The sequence below is a fragment of the Paenibacillus sp. N22P23 genome, assembly GCF_059383735.1.
In genome coordinates this window covers 163,688-177,380 of the sequence record NZ_JBXENT010000005.1, presented here as the reverse complement: position 1 = coordinate 177,380, position 13,693 = coordinate 163,688, and the positions used below count along the sequence as shown (strand labels likewise).

General features: G+C 51.1%; 14 protein-coding genes. 8 read left to right on the top strand and 6 right to left on the bottom strand.

The window, feature by feature from the left end; genetic code table 11:
* Positions 1–7 precede the first annotated feature (7 nt).
* The 4 genes from AC506A_RS21085 to yunB all read left to right on the top strand — a co-directional run bounded on the left by AC506A_RS21085 (position 8) and on the right by yunB (position 4,739).
* The gene (locus AC506A_RS21085) at positions 8–253 is read left to right on the top strand and encodes a hypothetical protein (RefSeq protein WP_495462980.1); all 246 of its coding nucleotides are present in this window, start codon (positions 8–10) and stop codon (positions 251–253) included.
* Positions 250–1,359: a GerAB/ArcD/ProY family transporter gene (locus tag AC506A_RS21080; protein WP_495462979.1), complete on the top strand. Its 1,110-nt coding sequence runs from the start codon at positions 250–252 to the stop codon at positions 1,357–1,359. The genes AC506A_RS21085 and AC506A_RS21080 overlap by 4 nt, the downstream gene beginning before the upstream one ends.
* 131 nt (positions 1,360–1,490) lie before the next feature.
* Complete coding sequence (locus AC506A_RS21075; protein ID WP_495462978.1) at positions 1,491–3,806, top strand: ATP-dependent helicase; 2,316 nt, start codon at positions 1,491–1,493, stop codon at positions 3,804–3,806.
* Positions 3,807–3,890: 84 nt separating this feature from the next.
* Positions 3,891–4,739, top strand: coding sequence for a sporulation protein YunB (yunB, locus tag AC506A_RS21070; protein WP_495462977.1), 849 nt, complete (start codon positions 3,891–3,893; stop codon positions 4,737–4,739).
* A 48-nt stretch (positions 4,740–4,787) separates the two neighbouring features.
* Here yunB and AC506A_RS21065 read toward each other — a convergent pair whose 3' ends face one another.
* Positions 4,788–5,771, bottom strand: coding sequence for a M23 family metallopeptidase (locus AC506A_RS21065; protein ID WP_495463119.1), 984 nt, complete (start codon positions 5,769–5,771; stop codon positions 4,788–4,790).
* A 211-nt stretch (positions 5,772–5,982) separates the two neighbouring features.
* Between AC506A_RS21065 and lipA the strand changes: the two genes are divergently transcribed.
* Together lipA and AC506A_RS21055 are read left to right on the top strand one after the other, a co-directional pair.
* Positions 5,983–6,879 carry a lipoyl synthase gene (gene lipA / locus AC506A_RS21060; RefSeq protein ID WP_495462976.1) on the top strand — a complete coding sequence of 299 codons (897 nt, stop codon included), beginning with the start codon at positions 5,983–5,985 and terminating at the stop codon, positions 6,877–6,879.
* Between the two features lie 19 nt (positions 6,880–6,898).
* Entirely contained in the window at positions 6,899–7,747 is an 849-nt protein-coding gene (locus AC506A_RS21055; protein WP_495462975.1) for a YutD family protein, read from the top strand.
* Positions 7,748–7,873: 126 nt separating this feature from the next.
* Here AC506A_RS21055 and AC506A_RS21050 read toward each other — a convergent pair whose 3' ends face one another.
* The 3 genes from AC506A_RS21050 to ylbJ form a co-directional block, all read right to left on the bottom strand.
* Positions 7,874–9,613, bottom strand: coding sequence for an ABC transporter ATP-binding protein (locus AC506A_RS21050; RefSeq protein WP_495462974.1), 1,740 nt, complete (start codon positions 9,611–9,613; stop codon positions 7,874–7,876).
* Complete coding sequence (locus tag AC506A_RS21045; protein WP_495462973.1) at positions 9,614–10,411, bottom strand: NAD kinase; 798 nt, start codon at positions 10,409–10,411, stop codon at positions 9,614–9,616.
* Between the two features lie 65 nt (positions 10,412–10,476).
* Positions 10,477–11,508 (bottom strand): sporulation integral membrane protein YlbJ, encoded by a 1,032-nt coding sequence (ylbJ, locus tag AC506A_RS21040; RefSeq protein WP_495463118.1) that lies wholly within the window; start codon positions 11,506–11,508, stop codon positions 10,477–10,479.
* Between the two features lie 548 nt (positions 11,509–12,056).
* Here ylbJ and AC506A_RS21035 point away from each other — a divergent pair.
* Together AC506A_RS21035 and AC506A_RS21030 are read left to right on the top strand one after the other, a co-directional pair.
* A complete protein-coding gene (locus AC506A_RS21035) occupies positions 12,057–12,437 on the top strand; it encodes a globin domain-containing protein (protein WP_495462972.1) in 381 nt (126 codons plus the stop codon).
* Between the two features lie 21 nt (positions 12,438–12,458).
* Positions 12,459–13,157 (top strand): DUF2225 domain-containing protein, encoded by a 699-nt coding sequence (locus AC506A_RS21030; protein WP_495462971.1) that lies wholly within the window; start codon positions 12,459–12,461, stop codon positions 13,155–13,157.
* 52 nt (positions 13,158–13,209) lie between these two features.
* Here AC506A_RS21030 and AC506A_RS21025 read toward each other — a convergent pair whose 3' ends face one another.
* Entirely contained in the window at positions 13,210–13,446 is a 237-nt protein-coding gene (locus AC506A_RS21025) for a hypothetical protein (protein ID WP_495462970.1), read from the bottom strand.
* Positions 13,443–13,616 (bottom strand): YycC family protein, encoded by a 174-nt coding sequence (locus tag AC506A_RS21020; RefSeq protein WP_494820219.1) that lies wholly within the window; start codon positions 13,614–13,616, stop codon positions 13,443–13,445. Before AC506A_RS21020 ends, AC506A_RS21025 begins: the two co-directional genes overlap by 4 nt.
* Positions 13,617–13,693 lie beyond the last annotated feature (77 nt).

Sequence of the window (13,693 nt, the reverse complement as noted above, 5' to 3'; positions counted from 1 at the left end):
AGAGGCTATGACTTGGAAATCCATTCCCGCTTTATTGACATGCAGTTTAATCGTAAGCGTTCTACAGTGGTATTGGGTACGCAATGCGCCGAGGAAAGAGAGGATCGCTTATTTTTCTATACTAACGATCGGCTTTGGGCTTGGCGTTCTGCTTTACCTCTATCCCAGGCTGCCAGGTCCATCAGAGCTTATGGAGCTGTGGTTTGGGCAGCTTGGCAGGTTGATGATTGGCGACGGGCAGGGACAATCATGAAAGAGATGCGTATTAGGGGCGGCCAGCTGTTCTGGTTGATCGCCACGATGCAAGCAGGCATGACCATACTGTTGACCATTAATCCGGCTGTAGTGGCCGCGAAGCAGGACGCATGGATGTCGATGGTGCTCGCAAGCTTGTTTGGTGTATTTATAGCCTTTGTCTGCGCGCGGGTCAGTCAGCTGTATCCGGGCAAGACCTTTGTGGAATATGTGCTGCTCATTGTCGGCAAATGGGCAGGTCATCTGCTCATTTTTCTGTACTTCCTGTTCTGGTATGGCGTTCTCGCGATCATTTTACGTCAGTATGCGGAGTTTATTTTGGCTACGATATTGCCGAAAACGCCACTAATTGTTCCGATTATCGGGATGCTCCTTGTCGCGATCTATGTGGCTAGTGCCGGCATTGAAGTCATTGCACGCTGCAGTGAGGTGTTCGGCCCCTTCATTCTGCTTGGCATCTTCGTGCCGGTCATCTTGACCTCCAAAAATTTTCATTGGGATCACATTCTCCCTGTTTATAGCGATACGGGGATCAAAGTGATCTTTCAAGGCTCTCTCCCAACGACGACTTTCTTAGGCGATTGCATTATACTGATCATGCTGTTTGCATTCGTTTCGAATCCGAAATCGGGCACGAAACCAGCCATGCTTGGCGTAGGGATAGCGGGCTTATTAACCTGCATCTCGACCTTTCTATTAGTGGCAGTCATCGGATATGGCGCAGGTTCGGGTTTAACCTATCCCTTCTTCAATCTGATCCGTTACATGTCGTACTTTGATTTTGTCCAAAATTTGGATTCGCTCGTCGTTGCGATCTGGATTATCAGTGTATTTATCAAAGTCTCTCTCTATTTCTTCGTCAGCACCTATGGGACCGCCCAGTGGCTGGGGGTGAAGAAGTGGAGACGCCTCATGTGGGCTGTAGCGCCTATTGCGATGCTGCTTGCATTTGTCCCCAGAGATTTCATCGAGAGCTCGGTCAATTTCCCGCAGAAAATTGCGATTCCGTATCTGCTTCCGTTTCATTGTGTAGGTGTGCCGCTTCTGCTGTGGGGCATTGCTAAGCTAAGGCTGAGAGGTCAAAGTGTCGAAGGCAGAAAATAACTATTGCGGACAGGGGAGTAAACGAGCGATACTTGTTCTATACAATCATAGACGGACGACGACTATATTCCCTCCCGCAGCTGCGTCAGAGGGAATTTTAATGTTTATGGAATGGAAGGAACGTTTCAGAAATGGCAGTGACGACAGATTTTTTTATTAGAAAGAAAGAGGAACTGGGCGTTGCGCTCAATGAAGTGCAGAAGCAGGCGGTTATGCACACCGAGGGTGCGCTGTTGCTGCTGGCCTCGCCTGGATCAGGCAAGACGACAACCATCATTATGCGAATCGGCTACTTAATTGAAGTGAAACGTGTCCATCCTTCGCGTATCAAGGCGGTTACGTTCAGCAAAGCTTCCGCGCAGGATATGAAAGACCGGTTTAGTCGGTTTTTCCCGGAGCAGCCTTCAGGCAGTGTCGATTTCTCTACGATACATAGTCTCGCATTCGAAGTGATGCGGGAATATTTGCGCCGCTCGCATACTTCTTTTCAAATCATAGAAGGCTCTGTAGAAGTAGAAGGAGAAGGAGAGAATGAACAAGCCGGCGGTTTTGACGAGAACAATCCTCTTCTTCATAAGAAGCTGATTCTTCGTGATATTTACCGGAAGGTCCGCCGAGGCGACAATATTACGGAAGAGCAGATGGAAGAACTCACAACCTATATCAGTTTTGTAAAGAATAAGCTGGTCCCTGAATCAGAGTGGGCAAGCGTGAAATGCGATGTTCCGGATGCTGCGCTTCTATTAAAGGAATACGAAGCGTTCAAGCGTTCACGTAGCGACAAGCTGCTCGTGGATTATGACGATATGCTCGTGATCGCGAACCGAGCGCTGGAGCAGAGCAGCGAGCTTCTGTGGAAGTACCAGAACAAATTCGACTATGTGCTGACGGATGAAAGCCAGGATACTTCCTTGGTGCAGCATGCCATTATCGAGAAGCTGGTGCGCAGACATGGCTGCTTATGCGTCGTCGCTGATGATGATCAGAGCATCTATACCTGGCGCGCGGCTGAACCGCAATATTTGCTCGATTTCAAAGAGGTTTACCCGGATGCAGCCCTATTGAAGATGGAGCAGAACTATCGATCTTCGCGGAATATCGTCAGCATTGCGAACCAGTTCATTAAACGGAACCAGAACCGTTATGATAAAAACATGTTTACCCGTAATCCCAGCAACAGGCCGATTCAAATCAAGAGTTTAGCTGATTATAAGGTGCAGGCTAAATATGTCGGAGACAAGGTGGCGCTGATCGAGAATCTAAGTGAGACAGCCGTGCTGTATCGGAATAACTCGTCCTCGATCTCGCTTATGAACGAATTCGACCGCAGAGGCATTCCGTTTTATATGAAGGACGGAGATAACCGGTTCTTCTCCCACTGGATTCTGGAAGACATCCTTAACTTCATGCGTATGGCCTATACGGACAAGCGGCCGGATTTGTTAGAGAAGATTCATACGAAGCTGAATGGTTATATCACCAAAACGCAAATGGCGGCGCTCAGTCAAATCCAGAACAATGAGTCCGTCTTCGACAATTTGATTCGTTTCGTGCCGCTTCAAGACTACCAGCCCAAGCAGTTGCTGGATTGCAAAGATACGTTTGCTTCAATGAAGGAGACGGCTCCCCAATCGGCGATTCGTACAATCCGCTACAAGCTCGGATACGAGAAGGCGCTGGAGAAAATGTGCGAGCGGCTCGGCTTCCGCAAAGAGAATCTGATCGGCATCCTCAATACGCTCGAAGACATTGCTGTAGGGCTGGAAACGCTGGAGGATTTCGCGAATCGGCTCAAGTATCTCGAAGCGGTTATGAAAGCGTCCAAACGCAATAAGAATGCCAATGCCGTTACATTCTCCACGCTGCACAGCGCTAAGGGCTTGGAATTTGAACGTGTATATATGATCGATTTGATCGATGGTATCCTTCCCTCTAACGATGATATGAAGAAGGTGGAAGGCGAAATTTCGCCGGAGATGGAAGAAGCGGTTCGGCTGTTCTACGTCGGCATGACGCGGGCCAAACAGCAGCTTGTGCTTCTGACCTACGGGAATAGAGACGGGGAAGAGGTCAAAGAGTCCCAATTCGTGACGGCTGTTCGTTATCTCCAGACACCGCCAGGTGCTGAACAGACAAGGGCGGCAGCGGCGGAGGTCGCTGCAACCCGAACAGCAGTGGGTGGTCAGAAGAAGCCGGCCGCAGGATCGCGCAAAACGGCAGGAACGGTGACGGTTACTAGCTCGGCCAAGTCGTTTGTGCCGCCGAATCCAAATGCGCTGAAGAGCGTTGCTTCCTTGCAGCCGGGTCAGCAGCTGAAGCACCGTGTATTTGGCAGCGGGGAGCTTCTTGGGGCTTCTGCAGAATTCATCGAAATCCGATTTACAACCGGCGTCCGTAAATTGTCGGTTTCCGCTTGTCTTGAAATGGGGCTCCTTGAGCTGCACTAGTTGTCTTCTTTTTTGGACGATCTCCGCATAAGCTAGCTTGGAATGGATGATGCGGAAGACCGTGTTTACGAAGGAGGCCGTCGCATGCGCAAATGGGGGAGACGGGGCTGGCGAAGCAGCGGCAGGCGGCGCCGGACGCCCGGGAAGCCTGGGAAGAAGATAAGCAGACGCAAGCTGCTGATCTTTCTGATGCTGCTGTTTATTCTGTTCTTCGCGCAGACGTTTATCTTCATTGAACGCAACTTACAAGGCCCGCTCATGACCGTCGCGACTGTGCGTGTGAAACAGGTGGCTACGCAATCGATCAATAAAGCGATCACGGAACAGGTCGCCGGGAGCTCAAATGCGGATAAGCTGATCGATTGGAAAACGAATGCCAGCGGCAAAATTTCCGGGTTTATGCTCAACTATGCCGAGCATATGCGGATCACGTCCGAGACGATTAATACGGTGCAATCTACGCTGAACAAGATGGGAGATATTCCGGAGCGAATTCCGCTTGGTCAGGCGCTGGGCAGTGCGATAATTGCTTCGTTCGGTCCGCGTATTCCGGTGAAATTCGAGCCGATCGGAGCGGTGAAGGTCGATCTGAATACGCGGCAGAAGGATGCCGGGATCAACATGATTTTGGTTGAGGTTTATATGCACATTGTGGCGGAGGTTTCGATCATTATCCCTTTCGATACGAAACCGGAGCTCGTGGAAACCGAAATCCCGATCTCGTATCTGCTCGTTGTAGGTGATGTACCGATGTACTATTACGATAACAAAGGCAATCCCGTCGGCGATTCTGCGCCAGGTGCGCCGAATATCTCCTTGCCGATGGAGCAAGGCGGGGACGGTGTGTCCACCACAACGGAGACGCATGAAGGAGCGGAAAACAGCGGTGATGCTGATGAGGTTCCCACGCTTGCGCCGACAAACGAGCCATAACCAAAGAGCGCTAATCAAGGTTAGGGGCCTGTGATTAGCGCTCTTTGGTTACTTTTTGCGTAATTTGCGACGCTCGTCTCTCTCCCATTGCTTCAGCATTGGGTAGGGATCGAACGACCACTCCACTAACCCACGGTCGCGATACACACCGTAATGCAGGTGCGGAGGGAATTTCCCTTGGGTCCCGGGCTTGCCATAACCGGAGCTGCCTACCCATCCTACAACTTGGCCGGGCTTTACGACGCTGCCAACGGCTAATGTCTTGTCATAGCCGGACAGATGCGCATAATAATGATAGTAATTATTGAGGTCGCGGATGCCAAGACGCCAGCCTCCATAAGGGTTCCAGCCCTTTATCTCAATAATGCCATAGCAGGTGCTGCGAACCGGAACACCATGGTTTGCGAAAATATCGGTTCCTTCATGAATCCGGTAGCCTCCCCAGCTGCGGCGAGTACCCCACGTTCCCTTATAGGAATAATTGGTTCCGATTGGGACTGGAAAGGCATGCTCGAACAAATCCAGCTTGCCGTAGGTCGCATAAATGTTGGCAAACTGGCGGATGCGCTGTACTGCCCTGGTATTGTGGTAATATTGCCACAAACCAATGGAAAAATCATCCTCTTCTGTACCAAATTGCATGAAATGATTGGCTACAGAATACAGTAAATCTGTGTCATTCGTGCGCATCGCACGCCCGTCTCCGTCCCCATCTACACCAAGTCCGCTGAACCAGCGAATCGAAGCAGGTGACTCATCCGACATATCCGGGTTGAGCACACCGGCCCAAGCACTTTCGGTCATAAAGACACTGATGAATTGTCCCAGCTGCTCCCTCGTCTTGGGCCGGGCTCTTGTCATGGTTCGCTCGTACTGGTCTACGGCAGCCAGACGGTACCAGGGAATACGGGTTACGATGCTAATTTCATCGTACAGCTCTCTTCGTTTGGCGTAAGCATCGTCTTTCGGCGCCGTGCCCTTCGCACCCGCGTAAGCAGCGGTGCCTTGCAGAAGCCCTGCCATCACCAACATCACCATGAATAGGCGTATTACAAATGATCCCAGATGAATCAGCCTCCACACGCGCCAACTAGCAAAACTTTCATTTTAGGTTTCGGTCGAATGTCTGAAATGGGTGCAATTGGTTTGAACTGCCCTGCTGTTATGATTTGCAAATCATTGGTTTTTATCCGAAACGTGCTATAATAAGACGCAGAGATTACAGAAAGCAGGTACACCTTCCATGAAGACAAAGCTCACCGAAAGAGCGCCGAAGCCGGATTGGCTTCGTATCAAATTAGCGACAGGCGGCAATTATGCCGAAATTAAAGAGATGATGCGCACCAAAACTTTGCATACTGTATGTGAGGAAGCGCGTTGTCCAAATATTTATGAATGTTGGGCGAATCGGACGGCCACGTTCATGATTCTAGGCGATATATGCACACGTGCATGCCGATTCTGTGCAGTGAAGACAGGCTTGCCGACCGAGCTCGATTTGCAAGAGCCGGAACGCGTAGCGGAAGCTGCTGAACAGATGGGCTTGAAACACTGCGTTGTGACTTCGGTCGCGCGCGATGATTTAGCTGACGGCGGCGCGATGATTTTCGTTGAGACGATTAAAGCCATCCGTAAGAGATTGCCGTTATGCAGCGTAGAAGTGCTGATTCCGGATTTTATGGGCAATTGGGATGCACTGCAAGCGGTCATGGATGCGAATCCGGATATTCTCAACCACAATATTGAAACCGTTGCCCGGCTTTCAAACCGCGTACGTGCGAAAGCGAAGTACCCACGCTCGATGGAGCTGCTGAAGCGCGCCAAAGAAATGAAGCCGAACATTCCTACGAAGTCCAGCATCATGCTTGGCGTCGGCGAGGAATGGGACGAAATTTTGCAGGCAATGGATGATCTGCGTGCGGTGGATTGCAATATATTGACCCTGGGACAATACTTGCAGCCTTCACCAAACCACTTGCCGATTGAGCGATATGTGCATCCAGACGAATTCGCGAAGCTTAAAGAAGAAGGACTGAAACGCGGCTTTAGCCATGTGGAATCGGCACCGCTTGTACGCAGCTCGTATCATGCGCATGAGCAAGTGAAATCCGCAGCACAGGCAGAGCCTGCATCCCTGTGAGAAGGAGTGAGAAGCAGACTTGATCCATATCAGCGGCAGAACCTACGAATTAATACATGAGAACAGAAACGGCTGGAATTTCGAAGCCTTTCGAGAGCGATTCAGTGAAGTACTGGAACGATACGATTACGTAATCGGTGATTGGGGATATAATCAGCTTCGGCTCAAGGGGTTCTTTCGTGATAATCATCCGAAGGTGACGCGCGAGAGCTCGTTCTCCTCGATGACGGATTATATTAATGAGTACTGTAATTTTGGATGCGCCTACTTCGTGCTGGAGAAGCAGCCTGGAGGCGCTAAATCCGGTGAAGACGGTGATCTGAGCGAAGAGCAGGATGGGGAAACTTATGAGACGGCAGAAGGCGTGGAAGCTTATGTAACCGCCTCCCGTGCCGTCGCTGCCGGTCAAGCCGCTGATGCTCCGGTTTCGGAGCACCAGCAGGTGAAGTTCATGCCGCGGCATGAACGGGACCAACGCAGAGAGCAGCAGCGCAACAGCAACCGTAAGGATGCGGCGAAGGATCCGGAGAAGGATAGTCCTCGCGAAGGACGTAAGCCCTTTAATAAGGACCGTGAGCATGGTAAGTCGGCTGCGCGCAACAATAACAATCAGAATGAACGTCCGGAGCGTGGCGGTGGCGAACGCCATGAACGCGGCGAGCGCAATGAACGTGGAGAACGTAACAATGAGCGTCCGGATCGCGGCGGCGAGCAGCGTTCGGAACGCAATGAACGTCCGGATCGGCCGGAACGGAATCGCAACAAGCGCCCTCATTTTAACCAGAAGGCTCCCGTTGCGGCCGCATCGGAGACCCCTTCCCACCCGCCTCAAGGGCGTGGCGGCAAGGAACAGGGCCCTAAACATTAAATGAAAAAGGACTGTCTCAAAAGTGATTAGACTTTTGAGGCAGGCCTTTTTTTTGTTTTTTTAGGGTGAAGTTAGAGTAAATACCCTGCCCCTGTACAATACGGGCAGGGTATCTCCAAATGACAGCTATAAATACTGCACGTTATACAAACGGGCGTAAGCCCCTTCCTTACGCATCAGCTCCTCATGGCGGCCTTGCTCCACAATCTGCCCATGCTCGATGACCACGATGAGATCAGCATGTGTAATCGTCGAGAGTCGGTGCGCCACGACAAGCGTAGTTCGGTTCTGCGAGAGCTCTGCAAGCGATTCCTGGATGGCATGCTCGGATTCCAAGTCAAGCGCAGAGGTTGCCTCATCCAGCACGAGGATGGCCGGGTCCTTCAAGAACACACGGGCAATCGCGATCCGCTGTTTCTGACCGCCTGAGAGCTTGACGCCGCGTTCACCAATTTCCGTGTCATAGCCTTTGGGCAGCGACATGATGAACTCATGCGCGTTGGCTCGTCTGGCAGCTTCATAAATCTGCTCCTCCGTGCTTTCCGGATTGCCAAGCAGAATATTCTCGCGAGCCGAGCCGCTGAACAAGATATTATCCTGCAACACCATTCCGATCTGCGAACGGAGACTATGCTGCGTTACACTGCGAATGGACTGACCGTTAATTGTAATTTCGCCCTCTTGCGTATCGTAGAAGCGTGCCAGCAAACTGACTAATGAGGATTTACCGCCGCCGCTCATGCCGACTAACGCGACCGTGTGGCCCCTTGGAATATGCAGATTAATATGGCGCAGCACCCAGTCCGATTCGTTCTGGTAGCGGAACGATACATTGCGGAATTGAATATCCCCTTGTACAGTACGCAGAGGGACTGCATTCGGCGCATCTGTGATTTCAGCCTGTTCGCCGAGAAGTTCCATAACGCGCTCTAATGATGCTGAAGCTTGAGTGAGCTCAGTCGAAGAGTTGACCAGCCGGCGAAGCGGCGCATACAGTCGGTCAAGATAGCCATAGAAGGCTACGAATTCACCTAACGTGAGCGAGCCTTGTACTACAAAATAACCGCCGCACGCCAGCACGAGCAGCGGCGCGATTTCAGTCAGCGTATTGATGATGGATTGCGTCAACGCATTCCACCGGGTCAAGGCGAAGGCGCGTTCCAGAAACGTTTGGTTCCGATTGCCGAATTGCTGCTGCTCATAGGACTCCAAGGTGAAGCTCTTCACCACGGGAATGCCGTTAACATGCTCATTGAGATAACCCTGCATCTCAGCCATCGCCTGCGATCTCGAGCGCGAATAGCCTCGTAGCCGCTTGTACAGCTTCTTCACGGCATAGCCGTAGAAAGGCAGGATGGCTATAGCCACAAACGTCAGCATGACGTTCATATTGAACATGATGACAAGTGCAATAACGAGCGTGAACATATCCAGCCAGATGTTCATGAGGCCGGTCTCAACAAGTGACTTGGTCTGCTCGGCGTCGTTCATCATCCGGGATATAATCTCGCCGGATTTGCGGTTCTGGTAGAACCGGATGGACAACCGCTGCAAGTGAGCGTAGAGCTTGTTTCGCAAGTCAAAAAGCACGCGGCTCGTAGTCAGCTGCGCGAAATATTGACGGTAATATTCGACTGGATACCGGACCACAACGAAGAGTAAGAAGGCCAAGCCCACGGCCTTAAACAGCTTTGAAGTTTTTTCGTCAACGGAGAGTGAAGCAAGCAGCACATCGTCGACAACATATTTGAGAAACAAGGGAAGCGTCAGCGGAATCGCGAATTTAATGATGCCAATCGCCAGCGTAATCGCAATCAGCCAGCGATAAGGTTTAACAATTTGCAGATAGGCGCGAAAATGGTCCATCTATTTCACATCGTAGCCAAGAAACGCTTCGCGCACCCGGTTCCAGAACGGGAATGGACGGTAGCGTGCGAAGCTAACCTTGCGCGAAGCCACGCTGCAACGAATGGCGTGGATATCGTCCCGTTTAATTGTCAGCTGATCAAACGTCAGCTGCAGCCGTTGATCCTTGCGGGGAATGATGTCGCAGTGATGGTGCTGCGGCAGTACCAGTGAAGAACCCAGCGTACGGTAGACCCGGTTATTGATGGATGCAATTTCAGCCAGCTGCAATGATTCAATCGACGGATGAATGACCGCGCCGCCTAGGCTTTTGTTATACGCTGTACTGCCTGATGGTGTCGAGACGACAATGCCGTCACCGCGGAACATTTCAAACATTTCATCATTGACGTTAATTTGAGCGACTAACATATTGTCGAGGCCTTTAAGCGTGAATTCGTTCAGTGCCGTATGAGTCACTCTGCCTGCGTCCGTGTCTAGTTCGATCTGGGCAAGCGGGTAACGTACGATGCGCGGCTCACTTTCCGCCATCATGCGGACCAGCTCTTCCAATTCGTCGGCTTTCCAATCGGCGAAGAAACCAAGATGACCGGTATGTACGCCGATAAAAGCAAGGTCATCGATTCTGTCGACATACGTGTGGAATGCCTTCAAGAGCGTTCCGTCACCGCCAATGGAGATGACCATTTCCGGACTTTCATCATTGCGCGTTAATCCTCGTGCTGCTGCAAGCTCATGGAAGCGAGTGACAAGCTCTTTCGATAACTTATCACCTCTGTCAATTACGACATAATTCAAATCTAGGCGCCCCTTCCGCGCAGTTAATACTTGAATCATAGCGGATATCTGTGGCGAATTCAATGTCAAAGCGCCGGACCGAGCGCTCCCCAAAGCAGATAAATTAAGCAGGTGGCGATACAGCCATGTACCAACCGCGCGATCAGAAAAGGTTTGTAGCGTAGATCTGTATGGCTGAGGAGACTGGCGATTTGGGCATGGACGGACAAGCCGCCCCAAGAGAGGATGAAAGCGGCGATGGCAGCTTGGTGGACGAGGCCGCTTCTGACCGCTGCGCCTGCAGAACGCGCACCGAGCGTAACCTCGAAGATGCCGTTCACAACGGCGTCAGAGAGAGCAGGCGGAACATGAATCAGGCTGAGTAAAGTCTGAACGCCTTGCACTAGCAGATTGATGCCGCCGGCCTGCCGCAGCAGCTCCATAATGACGGAGAAGACCACGACAAGACCGCCAACGACGATCATGAGGCGCAGCGCTGCTTGTATGGCGTCTTGAAGGAGAACGCCGAGCGTGCGTCCATCCATTAAGCGGGCGAAATGCATCGCGTGTATGGCCTCTGAGAGGCGGCTTTTTCGTTTACCTTTTGCACTGCTGCTGCCCTTGCCTTCGCTGCTGCTGGCCGCTGCGGGGAGTGTCGACTCTGCCTTACGATCATGAAATCGCATAAGCAGCCCGATCATAAGACCGCCGCCATAATGAGCCGCAGCAAGGACCGGTGCGAGCGCGACGTTATGGAAGAAGCCGACGGAAACGGCGCCAATAAGAAAGATGGGGTCCGAAGTTGTCGTAAACGCGACGAGCCGTTCGCCTTCTGACCGATTGATAAGCTTTTGTTCCCAGAGCTGGGCCGTAAGTCTTGCTCCTACCGGGTAACCGGATGCATAGCCCATCGTCACAACGAACCCGCCAATGCCAGGTATCCGGAAGAGCGGCCGCATGAGCGGATCCAATATTTTTCCGAAGAAATGAACGATGCCAAGTCCAAGCAGAAGCTCCGAAATAACGAAGAAGGGGAAAAGGGCCGGAAACAGCACCTCCCACCAAATGGATAGTCCCCGAATGGAAGCACCCAGCGCCTCAGCGGGAAAGCCAATCATCAGCAGAACGAGCAGAACGGCTGACCAAGCCGGTATAATTGACGGACGGAGCAAATAGCGAACGACATGCACGCAGAGGCCCTCCTTGAAATCGTAAATGCCTACTACTACTGCTATATGTACGGGAGAGGACAAACATCACTTGTCCGAAAGAATGCTTTTTGTATAGTAGATGTAAAGGGGGCTTAAAAAGGCCGGTAATAGGGTAAAAAAGTTTAGAAAACGCTTGCAAAACGTGATGTTATTTTTATTCTGGGTATGCTACAATTGTCTTACATCAATCGAACGCCTTGAGGTGATGACTAATGAGTATAATAGCTGGCATTCTCGTCTGTGCATTCATCTACGTCATCCGCGAGTCCCTGATGGCTCCCGGAGAAGAGGATTACGAAAGCTGATTTTACCGACTCTTATTCGTACCAACTACTATCGCCGTAATGCCCTCTTCCTAGAGGGCATTTTTTTGTATGCCTATAGATTCATGTTTCGTGTTAAAATAATTAAAGAAACCACTACAAAAGACCTACAAATCGGAGTGAGAAATGACGATGAATAACTATAGCACTATATATGAAGCGGTTGGAGGGGTTGCCGGCATTAAGGGCATCGTTGAGGCCTTCTATCCTAAGGTTCAGAAGCACCCTTTGCTTGCACCACTGTTCCCAGCGAACATTCTACCTGTCATGGAGAAACAGACGATGTTTCTGACGCAGTTCTTCGGCGGCCCTTCTTTGTACTCAGATGAATATGGACATCCCATGATGCGGGCAAGGCATTTGCCGTTTCCTATAACACCAGAACGTGCGGAGGCTTGGCTAAGTTGTATGCGGGAAGCCCTTGCTGAAACGGATCTGCCTATCGAGCTGCAGGAAGTCATGATTGACCGTTTATCAGGACCGGCTCATCACTTTATAAATCAACAACCATAACAATAGGGAGACGTGACGAAAATGGATCCACTCTATTTAACCTCAATTACATGTATTTGCTGTGAGTCCACCTATAAGTCGTCACGTGTACGCCCAAGCTTTAAGAAACCATCCGGTCGGGATACCGATTTTTGTTCGCATTACAAAACGGAATTCAATCCTGATTTCTATGTTGTACGTGTTTGTCCGAGCTGTGGATTCTCTTCTACGGAGAACGGCAAAACGGCAATGACTGAAGCTCAGATACGTCTCTATCAAGAGACACTGGGAAGCCGCTGGAGTTATCGGGATTATGGCGGCACGCGTACGAAGGAACATGCGCTGGAATGCTATAAGCTTGCGCTCCTCTGCGGCGGCATTATTGACGAGAAGGAGCGCGTCATGGCGGGTATCCTTCATCATATTGCATGGCTGTATCGGTATGAGAACATGAAGGAGCAGGAGGTTCGTTTCCTCCGCTACGCACTGGATGCCTACGTCGCGGTATTTGAAACGGAGAGCGGTTCACTCAATAATGCGAAGCTGATGTATCTGATTGGGGAGTTGAATCGCCGGATCGGCGAGCCGAATACAGCCGTTCGCTGGTTCTCGCGTGTCGTTAATGACAAGCGGATTGAGGATGCTTCCATGATCCGGGCCTGTCGCGATCAATGGCAGCTGCTTCGCGAGCAGCAGCAGTTCGACAATTATGAGGATGAGCCTGCCGCGATGAACGCGTAGGTATACAAAAAGCCGTCCGAGCCTAAGTGCTCGGGCGGCTTTTCGTATGTTCTTAGGCTTGACGCAGCGTCGTATCCGTAAGCAAGTAGTCCTGGTCTGCATCGATAACCGTTACCCGGTTATGGCAGCATGGGAAGACGAGAAGCCGTTTCTTGCCTGTTCGAATATCGCCAAGCTCTTTGGGCCTGATCGGCAGCAGGACGTTGTCTTTCTTGCAGAACGGGCAGCTTGGCACGTACACGTCTTTCATGATAATGTCATAAGGCCAGGCACGCTCAAAGGGAATCACGGAGTGGAAGCTCCTTTATCCTCAGTATCGTTTGCGGCATTCTTCGCGAGCTCGGCAATCTTCTGCAGCAAAATATGTTTTGGCATATGCATCAAATGCTCCAGCGGAACATTCAACTCTTTAGCCAGCTTAATTGCGGTCTCCGCTGAGAGTTGTAAAGGTTGAGACATCGTAAACACTCCTTATCGTATGGGGCTTGTCTGCATATGCAGCGCCCAGATCTGCATAGGATGGAAAAAGGGACAAT